Source organism: Streptomyces sp. NPDC001002 (genome assembly GCF_053599215.1).
On the sequence record NZ_JBSFLV010000028.1, the window covers coordinates 52672 to 70564 of the forward strand.

At 71.4% G+C, this 17893-nt stretch carries 13 protein-coding genes and 1 other RNA gene; 4 read left to right on the top strand and 10 right to left on the bottom strand.

Translation table 11 applies throughout. The features are described 5' to 3' along the window. Positions 1-151: 151 nt before the first annotated feature. Positions 152-1117, bottom strand: a complete 966-nt coding sequence (locus ACWDR3_RS15580; RefSeq protein ID WP_450353009.1) for a LysR family transcriptional regulator — start codon at positions 1115-1117, stop codon at positions 152-154. 100 nt (positions 1118-1217) lie between these two features. On the opposite strand from ACWDR3_RS15580, the gene ACWDR3_RS15585 reads away from it, so the two are divergent. Then, positions 1218-2549 carry an MFS transporter gene (locus ACWDR3_RS15585; RefSeq protein ID WP_450353010.1) on the top strand — a complete coding sequence of 444 codons (1332 nt, stop codon included), beginning with the start codon at positions 1218-1220 and terminating at the stop codon, positions 2547-2549. A 60-nt stretch (positions 2550-2609) separates the two neighbouring features. On the opposite strand, the gene ssrA is transcribed toward ACWDR3_RS15585, so the two are convergent. From ssrA to ACWDR3_RS15600, 3 genes are all read right to left on the bottom strand, one after another. Then, positions 2610-2997, bottom strand: a transfer-messenger RNA (tmRNA) gene (gene ssrA / locus ACWDR3_RS15590). 138 nt (positions 2998-3135) lie between these two features. Beyond that, positions 3136-3666 (bottom strand): SsrA-binding protein SmpB, encoded by a 531-nt coding sequence (smpB, locus tag ACWDR3_RS15595; RefSeq protein WP_450353029.1) that lies wholly within the window; start codon positions 3664-3666, stop codon positions 3136-3138. A gap of 58 nt (positions 3667-3724) precedes the next feature. Beyond that, complete coding sequence (locus ACWDR3_RS15600; RefSeq protein ID WP_450353011.1) at positions 3725-4903, bottom strand: S41 family peptidase; 1179 nt, start codon at positions 4901-4903, stop codon at positions 3725-3727. A gap of 255 nt (positions 4904-5158) precedes the next feature. Between ACWDR3_RS15600 and ACWDR3_RS15605 the strand changes: the two genes are divergently transcribed. Beyond that, positions 5159-6469: an RNA-guided endonuclease InsQ/TnpB family protein gene (locus ACWDR3_RS15605; protein ID WP_450353030.1), complete on the top strand. Its 1311-nt coding sequence runs from the start codon at positions 5159-5161 to the stop codon at positions 6467-6469. Here ACWDR3_RS15605 and ftsX read toward each other — a convergent pair. Both ftsX and ftsE read right to left on the bottom strand, forming a co-directional pair. Continuing rightward, positions 6396-7316 carry a permease-like cell division protein FtsX gene (gene ftsX, locus ACWDR3_RS15610; protein WP_402350214.1) on the bottom strand — a complete coding sequence of 307 codons (921 nt, stop codon included), beginning with the start codon at positions 7314-7316 and terminating at the stop codon, positions 6396-6398. The genes ACWDR3_RS15605 and ftsX overlap by 74 nt on opposite strands. A 36-nt stretch (positions 7317-7352) precedes the next feature. Beyond that, positions 7353-8042, bottom strand: coding sequence for a cell division ATP-binding protein FtsE (gene ftsE, locus ACWDR3_RS15615; RefSeq protein ID WP_020132390.1), 690 nt, complete (start codon positions 8040-8042; stop codon positions 7353-7355). Between the two features lie 239 nt (positions 8043-8281). On the opposite strand from ftsE, the gene ACWDR3_RS15620 reads away from it, so the two are divergent. Continuing rightward, complete coding sequence (locus ACWDR3_RS15620) at positions 8282-8473, top strand: hypothetical protein (protein ID WP_280881989.1); 192 nt, start codon at positions 8282-8284, stop codon at positions 8471-8473. A 99-nt stretch (positions 8474-8572) separates the two neighbouring features. On the opposite strand, the gene ACWDR3_RS15625 is transcribed toward ACWDR3_RS15620, so the two are convergent. The 4 genes from ACWDR3_RS15625 to ACWDR3_RS15640 all read right to left on the bottom strand — a co-directional run bounded on the left by ACWDR3_RS15625 (position 8573) and on the right by ACWDR3_RS15640 (position 13831). Beyond that, positions 8573-9178, bottom strand: a complete 606-nt coding sequence (locus ACWDR3_RS15625; protein ID WP_450353012.1) for a hypothetical protein — start codon at positions 9176-9178, stop codon at positions 8573-8575. A gap of 287 nt (positions 9179-9465) precedes the next feature. After that, positions 9466-10572 (bottom strand): peptide chain release factor 2, encoded by a 1107-nt coding sequence (gene prfB, locus ACWDR3_RS15630; RefSeq protein WP_450353013.1) that lies wholly within the window; start codon positions 10570-10572, stop codon positions 9466-9468. Positions 10573-10724: 152 nt separating this feature from the next. Continuing rightward, positions 10725-11969, bottom strand: a complete 1245-nt coding sequence (locus ACWDR3_RS15635; RefSeq protein ID WP_450353014.1) for a serine/threonine-protein kinase — start codon at positions 11967-11969, stop codon at positions 10725-10727. Positions 11970-12133: 164 nt separating this feature from the next. After that, positions 12134-13831, bottom strand: coding sequence for a serine/threonine-protein kinase (locus ACWDR3_RS15640; protein ID WP_450353015.1), 1698 nt, complete (start codon positions 13829-13831; stop codon positions 12134-12136). Positions 13832-14198: 367 nt separating this feature from the next. Here ACWDR3_RS15640 and ACWDR3_RS15645 point away from each other — a divergent pair, with 367 nt between their 5' ends. Further along, a complete protein-coding gene (locus ACWDR3_RS15645) occupies positions 14199-17786 on the top strand; it encodes an FHA domain-containing protein (RefSeq protein ID WP_450353031.1) in 3588 nt (1195 codons plus the stop codon). Positions 17787-17893: the final 107 nt, after the last annotated feature.

Here is a 17893-nt window from a genome sequence, read left to right on the forward strand (position 1 = left end):
ACTCATCCCCCCACGGGACTGTTCCGGGTGCGCCTACGACTCGAGCACCCGTCGACCGAACCAGGCCCCCACCCGGTCCGAGCGCCCCCTTTAGCACACGGTGCTCAGGCGAAGAATGTAGCGCACACGCGGGTCCTGTGTTCGCAATGTGTCAATTGTGGGTCCGAACAGTGTACGAATCCGTGGCCGGAATCCATCCATCATCTGGCTTACGCAGCCACCCCTCCGCCGCCGCGAGCTCGGCCGCGGCCCGCCGGAGCGCCGCAAATCCCGGATGCACCAGCCCCTTCCGCCACACCAGTGACACGAGTGACAAGGGAACGGGGTCGATCAAGGGACGCACCACCGTTCGAGGCATGGCCGGAAAATCCACCACGGCCAGGACCGGATTCCGCATCTTGGCCATGATCCGCTCGAACTCCTCGTCCCCGACCGCGAGGGGCACCGGTGGCGCGATCTGTATGCTCCGCCCCTCGAAGAGCCGGCGCGCGAGATCGGTCCACTCCGGCGTACGGGGGTTGCCCGCGCCGGCGTACACGGTCTCGCCCGCCAGCTCGGCCAGCGGCACCTCCGCCAGGGGCGCGAGCCGGTGGTCCTCGGGCAGCACGACGGCCATCGGCTCGTACCGCACGGGCTGCTGCTCCAACTGCGCCCGCAGCACCGGGTCGAGCCCCGCGAACCGCCCGAAGGACGCGTCGAGCCGCCCGGCGAGCAGCTCACCGGCCGCACCCGTCAGACCGCTCTCGAAGCGGGCCATCAGCTCGTGCTCGGGGGCGAGTTCACGGGCCCGGTGCAGCACCCGGCGCCCGGTGACCAGACCCGGGGAGTTCAGGTCGACCAGCAGCGGCCGGGCCTCCCCGAACGCGGCGAGCAGCTCGTCCTGCGCCTCAAGGACCCGCCGCGCGTACGGCAGCAGCCGCTCACCGTCGGCCGTCAGCGTCACCTGCCGGGTGGTCCGTACGAACAGGTCGGTCCCCAGCTCCCGCTCCAGCCGCCGCACATCCCGGCTCAGCGCCTGCTGGGCGATGAAGAGCCGGACCGCGGCCCGCGTGAAGTGCAGTTCCTCGGCGACGGCGACGAAGGCCCGCAGCAGGCGGGTGTCCAGGTGAGCGGCCATCCGGCGAACCTACAACCGCCCCGACTCACAACGAAAGCGCGTGAATCGGCCGCAACAAGGTGTTGGACCCGGCGCCGGGGCGGGGACGACGGTGATGCCCATGCCGCACCAGACTCCACCACCGCCGTGGGACGCCCCCAACCCCTCCGACCCCCGCAAGATCCTCTGCACGGTCACCGCCGACGCCCTGGTCGCCGTCGACTTCGGCCCCCGCTTCGGCAACCGCGACCGCACCCGCCCGCCCGGCCCCTACCGCCGTCTCTTCGCCGTCCCCGGCGCCCGCGCCTTCACCCTCGGTAACCTCCTGGCCCGCCTCCCGATGGGCATGTTCGGCATCAGCGCGGTGGTGATGATCGCCGGCTCCCGCGGCTCGTACGCCCTCGCCGGTGCCGTCACCGCGACGGGCCTGGCCGCCACGGCCGTCGTCGCCCCGTGGACCGCGCGGCTCGTCGACCGGTACGGCCAGGCCCGGATCGCCGTACCCGCCACGGCGATCGCCGCACTCGGCTCCCTCGCACTCCTGCTGTGCGTGCACTACGAGGCTCCCGCCTGGACCCTCTTCGCCTCCTACGCCGCCACCGCGACGACCCCGAACACCGGCGGCATGTCCCGCGCCCGCTGGGCCCATCTGCTCAAGGGCGACGACAAGGCCCTGCACACCTCGAACTCCTTCGAGCAGGCCGCCGACGAGCTGTGCTTCATGCTCGGCCCGGTCCTCGCGGCCTTCCTCTGCTCGGCGTTCTTCCCGGAGGCGGGCACGCTGGTCGGGGCGGTGCTGCTGCTGACGGGCGTGCTGCTGTTCGCCGCGCAACGGTCGACGGAACCGCCGGTGCACGCGCGCGTGCTGACCGGCTCGCCGCTCCGGGCTCCTGGAATACCACCGCTGCTCGCCGGCTGTCTCGCCATGGGCGCGGTGTTCGGCTCGATGGAGGTCGTCACGATCGCCTTCGCGGACGACCGGGGCCACCGGGCGGCGGCGGGCGTGATCCTCGCCCTGCAGGCGGCGGGTTCGTGCGCGGCGGGCCTGCTGTTCGGGGCCCTGCGGCCGACGGGCCCCGCGGAACACCGCCTTCCCTGGTGCGTGGCGGCGATGACGGCCCTCCTCACGCTCCCGCTCCTCGCGGCCGCCCGCACGGACTCGCTCCCGCTGCTGGCCCTCGCGCTCCTGATCTCCGGCATGGCGACGGCACCGACGATGATCACCACCATGACACTGGTCCAACAGCGCACCCCCGAAGGCCACTTGAACGAGGGCATGACCCTCGCGGTGACGGGTCTCCTGGCGGGCATCGCGTGCGGCTCGGCGATCGGCGGCTGGACGGTGGAGCGCGTATCGCCGACGGCGGGTTTCGGAGTACCGGTGACGGCGGCGGCGACGGCATTGATGATCTGCCTGGCGTGGCGGACTTCCGTCGCCACCGAGCGGGCATAACGACAGGCATGACAAAGGTCCCGCCACTCGAAAGTGACGGGACCTCTGAAAACATGGGATGAGTGGAGATGGCGGGAATCGAACCCGCGTCCACCGGTGCAGAATCAGGGCTTCTCCGTGTGCAGTTCGCTGTGATTTTCTCGGCCCCGGTGATCACGCGAACAAGTCGCCGACGGGCCCAGTCACTGTTTGATTTCCCATCGAACCCCGTGACCGGGCTCGATGGTTTAGTTCCCTAGATTATGCCAGGAACCGGGTCGGGAACACTCCCGGGCTGACACCCTTTTAGGGTCCTTCAGTCGCTGTTATTAGGCAGCGAGGGCGAAGGACTGGGAATCGCTCTTGGAATTGGCGATTATTGGTTGCGACATATGGTTAACGAGATCATTGTCGCTTCCTCGACACGCTTCCCCTGCTTCGACAGCCGCTGTCGAAACCGATCATCCCCATGTTGTTTTTTCAAGTCCCTCCGAAGAGGGGGTCGCACCCGCTGTGGGGTGCAGTTGCCATCGTACGTGACCAACGCACACCGATGCCACCGTATTCCGGGCGGACACCAGGGGGCCTCCCTGGGGCCTTCCGGCGGCTACTCGCCCCGCTGCCGCCGCTTCGCCGCCGCGATCGCCCGGTCCGACTCCCGCCGGTCCTGCTTCTCGCGCAGGGTCTGGCGCTTGTCCCACTCCTTCTTGCCGCGCGCGAGCGCGATCTCGGCCTTCGCGCGGCCGTCCTTGAAGTACAGGGCGAGGGGCACGATCGTGTGGCCCGTCTCCTCCGACTTGGACGCCAGCTTGTCGATCTCCTCGCGGTGCAGGAGCAGCTTGCGCTTGCGGCGGACCGTGTGGTTGGTCCAGGTGCCCTGGCTGTACTCCGGGATGTGGGCGTTGTGCAGCCAGGCCTCGTTGCCGTCGATCTGGACGAAGCCGTCGGTCAGGGAGGCGCGCCCCTGGCGCAGCGACTTCACCTCGGTGCCGGTCAGGACGAGCCCGGCCTCGTAGGTGTCGATGATCGCGTAGTCGTGCCGGGCCTTCTTGTTCTGCGCGACGATCTTGCGCTTGCCGTCCTTGGCCTTCGCGGGCCCTCCGCCCTGCTTGGGCTGGGACTCCTTGGGTACGTACATTCCCTTGCTCATAGTGCCGTCCATTTTCGCACTACGGAGGGGTCGGAGGGAAAGCCGATTACGAAGCGTCCCCGAGGCCGCTCAGAACGGTCTCGGCCCGCTCGACGGCCGCCTGCCCCTGGGCGGTGACATCCAGGTCGGGGGTGATGCCGAGGCCGTCGACGGTGTGGCCGGAGGGGGTGCGGTAGTGACCGACGGTCAGTTCCGCGACGCCGCCGCCGGGCAGCTTGCTCGGCATCTGGACCGAGCCCTTGCCGAAGGTGCGGCTGCCGACGACCACCGCGCGACCGCGGTCCTGCAGTGCGCCGGTGAGCAGTTCGGCCGCGCTCATGGTGCCGCCGTCGACGAGCGCGACCAGGGGTCTGGTGGTGTCGCCGCCGGGATCGGCGTGCAGGGCGCGCTGCTCGCCGTCCACGTCGTACGTGGCGACGAGGCCGCCGTCGAGGAAGGCGGAGGCGGTGGTGACGGCCTCGGTGACCAGGCCGCCGGAGTTGCCGCGCAGGTCGAGGATGACGCCGGCGTCGGCCGGGGCCTGCTGGACGGCGGCGCGGACGACGTCACCGGAGCCCTTGGTGAAGGCGGCGATCCTGATGACGGTGATCCCGCCGGCCAGGCGCTCCACGGTGACCGAGTCGGTGGACAGCTTGGCGCGGCGCAGCGTCTCGCTCCACGCGTGCGTGCCGCGCTCCAGACCCAGCTTCACCGCCGTACCGGCGGCCGCGTCCGTGGCGTCGCCGCGCAGTAAGGAGACGACCTCGGTGACCGGGCGCCCGTCGACGTGCGCCCCGTCGACACTGCGCAGCCGGTCGCCCTTGCGGATCCCGGCGGCGGCCGCGGGCGACCCGGACTGCACCTTGGTCACCTCGATCCGCCCGTCCCGCTCCCGGCGGGCCCAGAGACCGACGCCGGTGTACTGCCCGTCGAGGGCCTCCTCGAACTCCTCGTACTCCCCCTCGGAGTACACGGCCCCCCACCGGTCCCCACTGCGGCTGACGGCCCGCTCGGCGGCCTCCATGGGTGACTTGCCGTCAGCCATGGCATCGGCGGCGGCCTTGGCGACATCCTCATGGCGACTGGCCGGCGTGGCCGAACGACCCTGCCCGGCAGCGGACTTCCGCTCCCCCTCGGGCAACGACCCGGTCGCCGCCCCGGCCACCAGCACACTCGCGAACACCAATGTCAGGGCGGCCCCGCGGCGCCTGCGGCGGGGCTGACAGAACAGGTCTCGACCTGACATGCCGGTGAGTCTAGGACAACGCGAAGAGCCGTACGGGCGGTTGACCGTACGGCCCTCGTGGCATGCGTCACCGAGGTACCCGAGGCAGGACACCGCGAAATCATACGGAAGTGATCAGACGTACGAGCATTCGCTCGTTGGCATGAAGAGCACAAGATGTGGGCCCAAGCGTTCGAGTGTCGCGCATACGGTCTGTGCTGGAAATCAGGTCGTCGGAGGTGGCATACGGCCGGTGGTCCGGCGGGAGGTGTCGACGTGGTTGCGGGGCAAGGGGCTGATCAGGCCGGACGCGCCCGGTTCACATTTCGCCTGCGGGTGTCATCCGGCGCTCGACGGTCACTGCTCGCCGAGTGGGGACGCTGCCGGTGGGTGTGGAACGAGTGCGTCGCCCGTGCCAAGCGGGCTTGGGACGAAGGGGAGATGTGCGGCCCGGCCCGTCTGGACAAGATGCTGACCGAGAGCCGCGGGGTCATGCCCTGGCTGGCCGAGGGGGCATCGGTGCCACAGCAGCAGGTCATCCGAGACTTCGGCACGGCTCGCGCGAAAGCGCTGAAGGACATCAAGGACCGCCTGCCTGTCGCCAGGCGAGCGGGAATGCCCGGCCACAAGAAGAAGCACGCGAGCGACCCGAGTCTGAACTACACGCGGCGCGGCTTTCGGTTGAAGGCCGGGAGACTGCATCTCGCGGGCGGTATCTCCCTGACTGTGGTGTGGTCGCGTGAACTGCCTGCCGAGCCTTCGTCGGTGCGGGTGTACCGGGACAGCATCGGACGCTGGTACGCCTCGTTCGTCGTCCCCTCCGAAGTCGAACCGCTCCCCGAGACCGGCCGGGTGCTGGGGGTGGACTGGGGCGTGCGGGAGACCGCGACAACCACCAGCGACAGCCACGATCTACCCCACGCCGAGCACGGCAGGATGGCGCAGGCCAAGCTGTCCCGCTACGACCGGATGGTGGCTCGCCGCCGGCCGAAGAAGGGCCGCACCGCCTCGAAAGGCTTCCGGGAGGCGAAGAGGTGGCGAGCGAAGTCCTACCGGAAGATCGCCCGGCAACGACAGGACGCCGCCCGCAAGTGGGCCAAGAAGGTCGTCAGGGACCATGACGCCATCGCGGTGGAGGACTTCCGGCCGAAGTTCCTCGCCAAGACGTCGATGGCGCGCAAGGCGGCGGACGCCGCGATCGGTGCGACCAAACAGGCCCTGATCGAGATGGGCCGCAAGCATGCGCGGGACGTACGCCTGGTGCACCCCGCGCACACCACCGTGGACTGCGGAAGGTGCGGCGCGAGAACCAAGCATGCCCTCCCGCTGTCCCAACGCACCTACACGTGCACCGCGTGCGGGCTCGTGTCCCCCAGGGACAAGAACTCCGCGCGCGTGATGCTCCTCCGGGCAGGTCTGAACCCGGCCGGCGCCGAAGGCACAAGACCTCCTGGAGCGCCGCTCCAGGAGGCTGCCCGAGCCGGGAATCCCCTCCCTCGGGAGAGGGGAGCGGTCAAACCTTCAGGTACTTGCGCAGCGCGAAGAACGCCGCCAGCGCCGGCATCAGCAGGCTCGTGGCGAGGATGAGGGGGAGTTTTGTGAGGACCGCGTCCCAGCCGATGAAGTTGATGAGGTTCAGCTTCTCGGAGAGGGCCAGGCCGTGGTCGATGATGAAGTACCGGGCGACCACCAGGAATCCACAGGCGACCGAGCCGCCGATGAGGCCGGCGACCGCGGCCTCCATGATGAACGGGGCCTGGATGTAGAAGCCGGAGGCGCCGACCAGGCGCATGATGCCGGTTTCGCGCCGACGGCTGAACGCGGAGACGCGCACCGTGTTGACGATCAGCATCAGGGCGACGACGAGCATCAGGGCCATCACCGCGCGGGCGGCCCAGTTCATGCCGTTGAGGAGCCCGAAGAGGTTGTCCAGGATGCCCTTCTGGTCCTGCACGGACTGCACGCCGTCACGCCCGTCGAAGGCGGTCGCGATGACCTGGTACTTCTCGGGGTCCTTCAGCTTGATGCGGTACGACTCCTGCATCTGGTCCGGCGTCAGGGAGCTGGCCAGCGGCGAGTCGCCGAACTGCTGCTTGTAGTGCTTGTACGCCTCGTCCTGCGACTCGTACGTCACCTTCTGGACGACCGTGGTCATCTTGTCCAGGTCGGAGAGGATGTCCTTCTTCTGGTCGTCGGTCACCGCGCCCTTGGCGCAGTTGGGGTCCGACTCGGCGTCGCTCTTGTTGCAGAGGAAGACCGAGACGTTGACCTTGTCGTACCAGTAGCCCTTCATCGTGCTGACCTGGTCGCTCATCAGGAGCGACCCGCCGAACAGGGCGAGCGACAGGGCGACGGAGACGATGACGGCGAACGTCATGGTCAGGTTGCGGCGGAGACCGACACCGATCTCGGAGAGTACGAACTGGGCGCGCATGGCGTCTTCTTCAGGCCTTTCCGTGGACGGTCGCGGTCAGTGCTGGTAGCCGTAGACGCCGCGTGCCTGGTCTCGGACGAGGCGGCCCTGCTCCAGCTCGATGACGCGCTTGCGCATCTGGTCCACGATGTTCTGGTCGTGCGTGGCCATGAGCACGGTCGTGCCCGTCCGGTTGATCCGGTCGAGCAGCTTCATGATGCCGACCGAGGTCTGCGGGTCGAGGTTTCCGGTCGGCTCGTCGGCGATCAGCAGCTTGGGCCGGTTGACGAACGCGCGCGCGATGGCCACGCGCTGCTGCTCACCACCGGACAGCTCGCCGGGCATCCGGTCTTCCTTGCCGCCGAGCCCGACGAGGTCGAGCACCTGCGGCACGGACTTGCGGATCTCGCCCTTGGACTTGCCGATGACCTCCTGCGCGAAGGCCACGTTCTCGGCGACCGTCTTGTTCGGCAGCAGCCGGAAGTCCTGGAACACCGTCCCCAGCTGGCGCCGCATCTGCGGCACCTTCCAGTTGGACAGCCGCGCGAGGTCCTTGCCCAGAACGTGCACCTGGCCGTGGCTGGTCCGCTCCTCCCGGAGCACCAGCCGCAGGAAGGTGGACTTTCCGGAGCCCGAGGACCCCACAAGAAACACGAACTCGCCCTTCTCCACTTCCAGGGACACATCCCTGAGTGCGGGGCGGGTCTGCTTGGGGTAGACCTTGGAGACGTTGTCGAATCGGATCACGGGTGCACCACGGGTCGCCGGGGGTAGATGAGCGTGACCATACGCGAGTCGGGAGTGCGAGCGCAGGCGCGGGAGTGGGTTGCGTATCGGATGTGCCCATATGTGCCCGCCGGCCGGGGTGTGGGGCTGTGACGCGACCCCCGCGCGCCCTTCGAAGGAACCTGGCAGAGTAGGAAGAGGGAACGTTCGCGGACCGGCGAGCGTTCTCCACTTGGAACCATTGGGCAAGGAGGGCGCGCATGACGTACGACCGGCTGGTGTGCGCGAACTGCGCGTCGCCCGTGAGTGAGGGCCGGTGCCATGTGTGCCGTGCCAACCGCGAGCGGCTGCAGCAGGAGAACTTCTTCGCGGGACTGAACCCCATGGCGCTGATCGCACTGCTGGCGGTGCTGATAGCGGCACTGGCTCTGGTGGCGCACCAGACCGCGTAGCGCGGGTCCTCAGACACCCCGAGGGGCCCGGAGCGACACACTCGCTCCGGGCCCCTCGTCGTACGTCGTCACACACGCTGCGTGAGCGCGTGACTACCGTCAGGCAGCAGCGCCGCCCCGGCCGCCCGCGAGGCGCGGCAGGAAGCGGAAGCCGATACCGCCGGCGATCATCGTCGCGGCGCCGATCAGCAGGAACGCGGTCTGGCCGGCACCGGTCTCGGCGAGCTCGTCGCCGCCGCCCTGGGCCGTGGTGTCCGAGCCCGTGTCGGTGAGAGCGGAGGAGCCCTCCTCCTGCACGGAGGCGTCGGAGCCGCCGTTGGGGTCGGCGTTGTTGCCGCCGCTCCCGGTGCCGCTGCTCTCGGTGGGCGTGGCGGTCGGGTCGTCCGTCGGGTCCTCGGTGGGCTCCGTCGGCTCCTGGGTGGGCTCGGTCGGGTCGTCCGTGGTCGGCGGGTCCGTCGGCACCTCGGTGGTCGGCGGGTCCGTGGGCTCTTCCGGAGTGGTCGGCGGGTCCGTGGGCAGCTCGGTCGCCGGCGGCGTGGTCTCGTCGTCCAGGCCGGCGTCAACGGTCACATTGGCTCCGTTGCCGTCCACGCTCGCGGTGATGTCCAGCGCGGAAGCGGCACCGGCGGCGGTCAGCGAGGCACCGGCGGCGATCACCGCGCCCGCGGCTATCCGTGCGACACGGATCCGCGTCTTCTTCGTCATATGCTTGCTACCCCCAGTAGCTGATCGTCGGTGAGGCAGCGCCCGGGGCCGTGATCTACGGGAGTGGCTCAACTGAGGCCCCCCGGTTCACATGCGCCCCGGAGATACGCATGCCACCCTGCACCCTTCCCATTTTTCAAAGCAACGTCAAGGCCGTTGCGAGCGCAATGTCCAACTACGGGCTCTATGCGATGGGTTGGCGCCTGTGAGTGTGATGTAAAACCCAGACATAAAGCAACTGCCGCCCTTGGGGCGGCAGTTGCTCGGGCGTTACCTAGTCGACAAAACTACTTCTCCTGCTGCTTGCGCCAGCGAATTCCGGCCTCCAGGAACCCGTCGATCTCGCCGTTGAAAACGGCCTCCGGGTTGCCGACCTCGAAGTCCGTGCGCAGGTCCTTGACCATCTGGTACGGGTGCAGCACGTACGACCGCATCTGGTTGCCCCACGAGTTGCCGCCGTCGCCCTTGAGGGCGTCCATCCGGGCCTGCTCCTCCTGGCGGCGGCGCTCAAGGAGCTTGGCCTGGAGGACGTTCATCGCGCTGGCCTTGTTCTGGATCTGCGAGCGCTCGTTCTGGCAGGAGACCACGATGCCGGTGGGGAGGTGGGTGAGGCGGACCGCGGAGTCGGTCGTGTTGACGCCCTGGCCGCCGGGGCCGGAGGAGCGGTACACGTCCACACGCAGCTCGGACTCGTCGATCTCGATGTGGTCGGTCTGCTCGACCACGGGGAGGATCTCGACGCCCGCGAAGGAGGTCTGGCGGCGGCCCTGGTTGTCGAAGGGCGAGATGCGCACCAGGCGGTGGGTGCCCTGCTCGACGGAGAGCGTGCCGTAGGCGTAGGGGACGTGCACGGCGAAGGTGGTCGACTTGATGCCGGCCTCTTCCGCGTACGAGGTCTCGTAGAGCTCCGTCTTGTAGCCGTGCCGCTCGGCCCAGCGCAGGTACATGCGCTGGAGCTTCTCGGCGAAGTCGGAGGCGTCGACGCCACCGGCCTCGGCGCGGATGGTGACGACGGCCTCGCGGGAGTCGTACTCGCCGGAGAGGAGCGTACGGACCTCCATCTCGTCCAGCGCCTTCTTGACGGAGGTGAGCTCGCTCTCGGCCTCGGCGCGGGTGTCCGGGTCGTCCTCCTCGTCGGCCATCTCGAAGAGCACCGAGAGGTCGTCGATCCGGCCGCGCAGTGCCTCGGCCTTGCGGATCTCGGCCTGGAGGTGGCTCAGCTTGCTGGTGACCTTCTGGGCCTCCTCCGGGTCGTCCCACAGGGACGGCGCGGCCGCCTGCTCCTCCAGCACGGCGACATCTGCCCTCAGCTTGTCGAGGTCCAGGACGGCCTCGATCGACTCCATGGTCGAGGAGAGGGACTTGAGCTCTTCGGATACATCGACGACTGCCACGTCCCCAGCCTAACGGCTGGCGCAAGCAGGGTCGGTCGTGAGGTTCCTCTGGTGGGTGACCGGCGCTTATGTGCCGTAGACCTGGGGGCTGCCGCCCCCAGACCCCCGCTTCGGCCTGGACGGCCTCGTCCTCAAATGCCGGACGGGCTGGATTACGGCGACGCCGGTGACGATGTCCTGGTGTCCTGGGGGGTCGCCCCCGCGTCGTCCCCCGACGTCGCCCACCACGTGCCCGCGCCCACCGCCGCGACCAGGACCACCGTGCCCGCGCTCAGGGCGATCCGGCGGCGGCGGGCGATGGCCTTGTGGCGGGCGGAGCCGGGGCGGCGGGCGCCTGCGGGGCGGGGGACGCGGGCCGTGCCGCGGGCGCCGCCGGCGAGTTCGTCGGGGGCGGGGACGCGCATCGACGTATGGGTGTCGCGGTTGGAGTCGGTGGGCTTGGCGCCGGGGACCAGGGGGACCGCGCCGCGGCGGCGGACCGGCTCGCCCGAGGGGGCGGGGTGCTCGGCGCCGGCCGGGTCCGGTTCGTCCTCGGGCTCCAGGTCGGGCTCGTCGACGTCCAGTGGGGGCATTCCGGCGAGCATCGGTAGCAACTCGCGCAGGCGAGCGGCCAGTTCGGAGGCGCGCAGCCGGGAGGCGGGGGCCTTGGCGAGGCACTGGACGAGGAGTTGCCAGAGTTCGTCGGGGATGCCGGGGAGGGGGGCGACCGTCTCCGTGACGTGGCGGCGCAGCACCGCGCCGGGGTGGCCGCCGCCGAAGGGGGTGAAGCCCGCGAGGAGTTCGTAGAGGACCGTGGCCAGGGCGTAGATGTCGACGGCCGCGCGGGGCGGGAGGCCCTCGACGATCTCGGGGGCCAGGTAGTCCGGCGTGCCGATGATCTTCGTGGCGCGGGTGCGGCGCGGCGAGTCGATGAGTTTCGCCACTCCGAAGTCGGTCAGGAGGGCGGGGTGCGCGCCGCCGGGGCCGAGCGGGCCCTGCATGTCCAGGAGGATGTTCTCCGGCTTGACGTCCCGGTGCACGATTCCGGCCGCGTGCGCGGCGGCGAGCCCGTCGGCTACGTCGGCCACGATCGCGACCGCCGCCTCCGGTGCCAGGCGCCGGTCGCGGTCCAGGCGGGTGCGCAGGTCGGTGCCGCGGACCAGGTCCATGACCAGCGCGAGGTCGTTGCCGTCGACGACCAGGTCGCGGACGGAGACGACGTTCGGGTGGTCGAGGCCGAGCAGGGCCGTGCGCTCCTGCACGAAGCGGCCGACGAGTTCCTGGTCGGACGCGAGATCCTCGCGCAGCAGCTTCACGGCGACGGGTCCCTCGGGTCCCTCGCCCAGCCACACCGTGCCGGCGCTGCCCCGCCCCAGGATCTGGTTCGCGGTGTACCGGCTGCCGATCTTCCGTGCCAAGACTGCTCCTACCGACGCGTGTTGTCGCTAAAACTACGCGTCCGAGGGGTCAACCTTCACTGCGGAGGCGGAAATCACCCGCCAGATGTCGACAAGTCACCAACCCTGCCGTCGGTTCGTCCAGTTCGACTGATTCGCTCGCTTGATTCGGCTGGTTCGCGCGCCTAGTTGGTCGAGGACCCGCCGAGGTCCCCGATCCAGCCCGTCACCGTGTTGAACCAGTCGCTCAGCTGCGCCCAGTAGCCCTTGCCGGTGCCGATCCAGTCCTGCAGCGGGCTCAGTTCCCAGATCAGCCAGCTCGCGACGAACAGGATGACGATCGTGAACAGGCATCCCTTCAGGCAGCCGAGGCCGGGGATCTTCATCGGGTTGGAGCTGCGCTGCCGCGGCTCCCGGGGCTCGCGCTGGGGCTGCTGCGGCGGCGGGGCGTAGCGCTGGGGCTGCGGCTGCTGAGGGCGCTGCTGCTGTCGCTGGGGCTGCTGGTGCTGCGGCGGGCCGTACTGCTGGGGCTGTTGCTGCTGCGGATAGCCGTAGCCGGGACCGGGTTGCTGCGGCTGGCGCTGCTGCTGGGGGCGCTGCCGCTGCGGCGGCTGCTGGTCCCGGGTGACCTGCCGCTGGGGGCGGCGGCGCAGCGGGTCCTCGTTCGGGTCGAGGTACTGGACCTGGGTCTGTTCGTTGCGGTCGCGGGCCGCGCGCAGCTGGTTCTGCCAGGGGTGCGGCTGCTCGGGCTGCTGCCCCTGCTGGCCGGGCTGCCCCGGTGGCACCGGCGGCAGGACCGCGGTCGGGTCGGCCGCGCCGGTGTTCGGCAGTACGGCGGTGGGGTCGGCGGCGCCGGCCGGGCCGGGTGCGCCGGTGTGCGGCAGGTAGCTGGTCGCCGCGTTCGGGTCGTACATGCCCTGACCGTGCTGGAGGACCTGGGTCGGGTCGGCCGAGCCGGGGACCGCGGCGGGCATGGCGTCGGGGACCAGCAGCGCGCCCACGGAGTCGGCGGCGGCGATCTGCGCCGCGTTCGCGTGCACGCCGACGCCCTCGGCGACGACGCGGAGGGCGCGTGCGAGGTTCTCGGCGCTGGGGCGTTCGTCCGGGTTCTTGCGCAGGCAGCGCTCGATGACCGTCCACAGCGGGTCGGGGACCGTGGAGGGGCGGCGCGGCTCGGCGCTCAGGTGCTGGTGCAGCACCTCCAGGGCGGAGCCGCCGGAGAACGGCGGGCGGCCGGTGACCAGTTCGTAGATCAGGATGCCGGCGCCGTAGATGTCGACCGCGGAGGTCTGCGGGCGGCCCTCGGCGGACTCCGGCGCGATGTACGCGGGCGTGCCGACGAACTCGTGGGTGCGGGTGAGGCCCGGGGAGTCGGCCAGGCGGGCGATGCCGAAGTCGGTGAGCATCGGGTGCATCTGGCCGCCCTGGTGGGCGAGCAGGACGTTGGCCGGCTTCAGGTCGCGGTGGACCACTCCGTCGGCGTGGCTGGCGGCGAGCGCGTCGGCGATCTGGGCGGTCAGCAGGGAGGCGCCGACCGGCGAGAACGGGCCGTTCTCGCGCAGATAGCGGTGCAGGTCGGGGCCGTCGACGAGGTCCATGACCAGGGCCAGCAGATCGCCCTCGACGACCAGGTCGCGCACCCGGACGATGTTCGGGTGGGTCAGGCGCAGCAGGACGGAGCGCTCCCGCAGGAACCGCATCACGATGTCCGCGTCGCTCGCGAGCTCCTCCTTGAGGACCTTGATCGCGACGGTCTCGCCGGGCTGACCGGCCACGGCCGCCTCGGCGCCCGCGGTCTCTCGCTGGCGGGCTCGCCAGACGGTCCCCGTGGCGCCGCGTCCGAGCGGCTCCTCGAGGATGTACTTGCTGCCTACCGGCCGCACGTCATGCGCTCCCTGTTGATTGCCTACGTTCCGACCCACTGTAGTGCCGACACCCTCGGCACCGACTTCTCAACTTTCTGTGCGTCTTACGTACCGCTTGTCGTACATGTTCGAAGGAAAGACGCTCGACTCGGTCCCTCCGGTTGCCCGATCCGTGCGTGACCGATCTCAAGCGGTCCTCAGTGACGTACCGATCAGGCACTTTTGAGGGCAGAGCCGACCAATCAAGATCACTTCTGGCTGGACCGTGGGCGCGTTGTCAGTGGCAGGTGCGAGGATGCGTGGAGTACTGGCCGACGTGCTCGTGTGGGGTGGGGGGAAAAGTCCGCGCCCGCGCAGACCCGCGCAGAAGGGACCGCTGACGGCGATGCAGATCCGGCTGACCGTCGTAGACCCGCTGGGCCCGCCCGATCGGGTCCGGGGCCGCACCGCGAGCTGCGACGTGCTGGTCACCGCGCCCGCCGGCACGGCCCTTGCCGAGGTGGCGTCGGCGCTGTCGTCGGCGGTCTCCGGTGACGGTGGCGCGCCTCCTTCCGAGCGTGCCCGCGAGGGCGGCGGCCCGGTGGTGCTGTACGTGGGTGCGGAGCGCCTCGACGACAAGCGCTGCACCCTCGGCGAGCCCCCGCTGATCGACGGCGCGGTGCTGTCCCTGGGCGCCCCGGCCGAGCCCGAGCCGCACCCCGAGCTGGACGACGCCCCGACCCAACTGCACGTCATAGCGGGCCCGGACGCGGGCGGCGTCCACCTCCTGCACGGCGGCGAGATCCGCATCGGCCGCTCCGCCGACGCCGACGTCCCGCTCGACGACCCGGACGTCTCCCGCTTGCACTGCGCGGTCACGGTCGGCACGGACGGCCGCGTCTCGGTCGCCGACCTCGGTTCGACGAACGGCACGCTCCTCGACGGCACCCGCGTGAGCACCCGCCCCGTGCGGCTCGCCCCCGGCGCCCTGCTGCGCGTCGGCGAGTCCGCCCTGCGCCTCACCCCGGCCGGCGGCCCGGGCGCACGCGTCCCGACGGCCCCGGACGGCGAGGGGCACGTACGCGTGTCCTGCGACGGCGAGCGTCCGGAGGAGATCGGCTCCCCCGACCCCCTCCACGCACGCGTGGCCGACGGCGGCGAGACCTCCACCCCCTCACGGGGACTGCCCGCCCAGAGCCACGGCCCGGCCGACCCGCTCGTCCCCGGACAGGGCGGGGCGCCCAGGATCGAGAGCAGGGGGACGGCGGGCTCGTCGGGCGGCAGCGGTGACACGCACGCCGGCGTGTTCGGCGTCGGGGCGTGGACGGCGAGCGGGAACTCGGACGGTGACGGGACGGGGACGGTCGGGGCGGGAGCCGCTTCGGCGGAAAGCACACCCTCTTTTACGGGCACGTCTTCTGCCACGAATACCTCTTCTACGACCACTCACGACGTGGCGGCGCACGACGACCCGTCCGGCACGCGCACGCGTGACGGCATCGAGGGCGTCGGCGCCCGCAAGCGCGGCGGCATCGCCGGTTGGGCGCGGCGGCTGACCGGCGGGCGCGGGGAGCACTCCGCGGCCGGCCAGGACGTGTACGACACGGACGAGACCGACGACACGGAGGCCGGCGCCGACCTGACCGCGGGCTCCGCGTCGACCGCCGGCCGTGCCCAGGCTCCGGAGACCTGGCCGGACCTCGCGGCCCTGCTGCTGACGGCGCTCGGCCCGGGACCACGCCTGTGGGAGCGCGAGCCGGGACACCGCGAGGCGCTCACCGTGCGCCTCGGCACGGCGGACCGCACGGCGCCCGACGGTTCCGGTCTGTTGCCCGCCGTGCCGGTGACGGCGGATCTGCGGGAGGCCGGGGCCCTCGGCCTGGCGGGCCCCCGCACCCGGCTGTCCGGGCTGGCCCGCGCGGTCGTGGCCCAACTCGCCGCGCTGCACTCCCCCGAGGCGCTGGAGATCGTCCTGATCAGCGCGGACCGCGCCCGCCCCGCGGAGGACCGCAGCGCCGAGTGGTCCTGGCTCGGCTGGCTCCCGCACGTACGCCCCGGCCACGGCCAGGACTGCGGCCTCCTGCTCGCCTACGACCGCGAACAGGCCACGGCCCGCACCGACGAACTGCTGCGCCGCCTGGACGAAGCCCCGGCGACCGCGCACACCATCCCCGCGGCCCGGCGGGGCGAGGTCCGGAGCACACCCCGGCGCCCTTCCTGGGCGAAGGACGACGACGGCGACGGGACCGACGGCTTCGCGGGGCCGTACACGCTGGTGATCGTGGACGGGGACACCGGGGGCGCCGCCGTGCGCGAGGCGGTGGCGCGGCTGGCCGTGGAGGGGCCGCGCGTCGGCATCCATGTGCTGTGTCTCGCCGAGACGGCACCCGCGTCGCCCGCGTCTCCGGTGACGGACACGTACGAGGCCGCGTGCGCGGTGGCGCCGGCGTTCCGGGAGTGCGGGGCGGTCGCGCTGCTGAGCGGTGATGTGGCGACGGCGCTGCGGTTGATGCGGGTGGCGCGGGGCGGGGCGTCGACGCCGGAGGCGATGGCGGGTACGGGTGCCAGGACGCCCTCCCCCCTCACGCCGAGCACCTCACTCTCACCTGCACCCTCGTCCCCCTCCCCCGACCAGCTCCGATCCGGCTCCAGTACCCCTGACTCCAAGACCCCGGGTCCCGTGGGCCCGGGCAGCGTCGCCGCCGTGGACGCCGTCTCGCTCGCCTGGGCCGAGCGGTTCGCGCGGGCGCTGGCGCCGTTGCGGATGGACGGCACCGGGCGGGACCGGCACGCGCGCGTGTCGTTGCCGTTGCCTCAAGCGGCGCGGTTGCTGGACGAGTTGGGGCTGGCCAGGGCCACCCCGGCGTCGCTGATGGCGCGTTGGGCGGACGCGGCGGACGACACCCAGGCGCTCGGCGGCCGGGCCGCCGCCGTGCTCGGGGCGGGCCCGCGCGGCCCGGTCGGCGCGGACCTGGTGGTGGACGGGCCGCATCTGCTGATCGAGGGCCCGGCGGGCAGCGGACGTACCGAGCTGCTGCGGGCGGTCGTCGCCTCGCTGGCCGCGGCCGAGCGCCCCGACCGGCTGGGCATCGTCCTGATCGACGGCCGGGACAGCGTGGGCACGGCGGGCGGTCACGGCGAGGGCCTGCGGGTCTGTACGGACGTACCGCATGTGACCACCCATCTGACCGCCAACGACCCTGTGCGGATGCGGGAGTTCGCGCAGTCGCTGAGTGCCGAGCTGAAGCGGCGGGCCGAGTTGCTGGGCCGCGGCGACTTCGCCGAGTGGCACGCGAGCCGGGAGATGTCGGGCCGGCTGGTGTCGCAGCGGGCGTCGGCGCGCGGGTCGGCGACGGCACAGGGCGCGGCCGGCTCATCCGGCGCCTCCGTCTCCTCCGGGGCCGGCGACCTGGACACCCCGCCCAGTTCGACGCTGCGGCTGCGCCCGGCGGCGGCGCGGCGGCAGACGGAGTCGGCACCGCCGTTGCCCCGGCTGGTGGTGGTCGTGGACGACCTGGACGCACTGGTCTCCCCCGCGCTCGGCTCACCGGGCCGGCCGGCCGCGGGTTCCGTGATGCGGGCGCTGGAGGCGGTGGCCCGGGAGGGCGAGCGGCTCGGCGTCCACCTGGTGGCGGCGACCAGCCCGGGCGGCCGTACGGCGGAGACGGAGCCGGCCCGACGGGCCGCCCTCCGCGTCACCCTGGACGCCCCGACCCCGGGCCCGGACGAACCGTCCCCCGGCCGCGGCCGCCTGACCTGGCCCGACGGCAGGGCAACGCCCTTCCAGGGCGGCCGGGTCACCGGCCGTATCCCCCGCACGGCCACCCTGCGCCCCACGGTCGTCCCCGTCGACTGGCAGCGCATGGGCGACCCCCCGACCCGCCGCCACGTCCGCGAACTGGGCAACGGCCCGACGGACTTGGCGCTGCTGGCGAGCGCGCTGGAGCGGGCGACGCGGGAGGTGTCGGCGACGGAGGTCCCGTCGCTGCTGTGACCCCGGGGCTGCGGCTCTCGGTTCGTCGCGGGCATGCGGCCCAATCACAACGTGGTCACGATCGCCCACTTGACACGGATCGCAGTCTTGCCGCCCTCGCACACCCG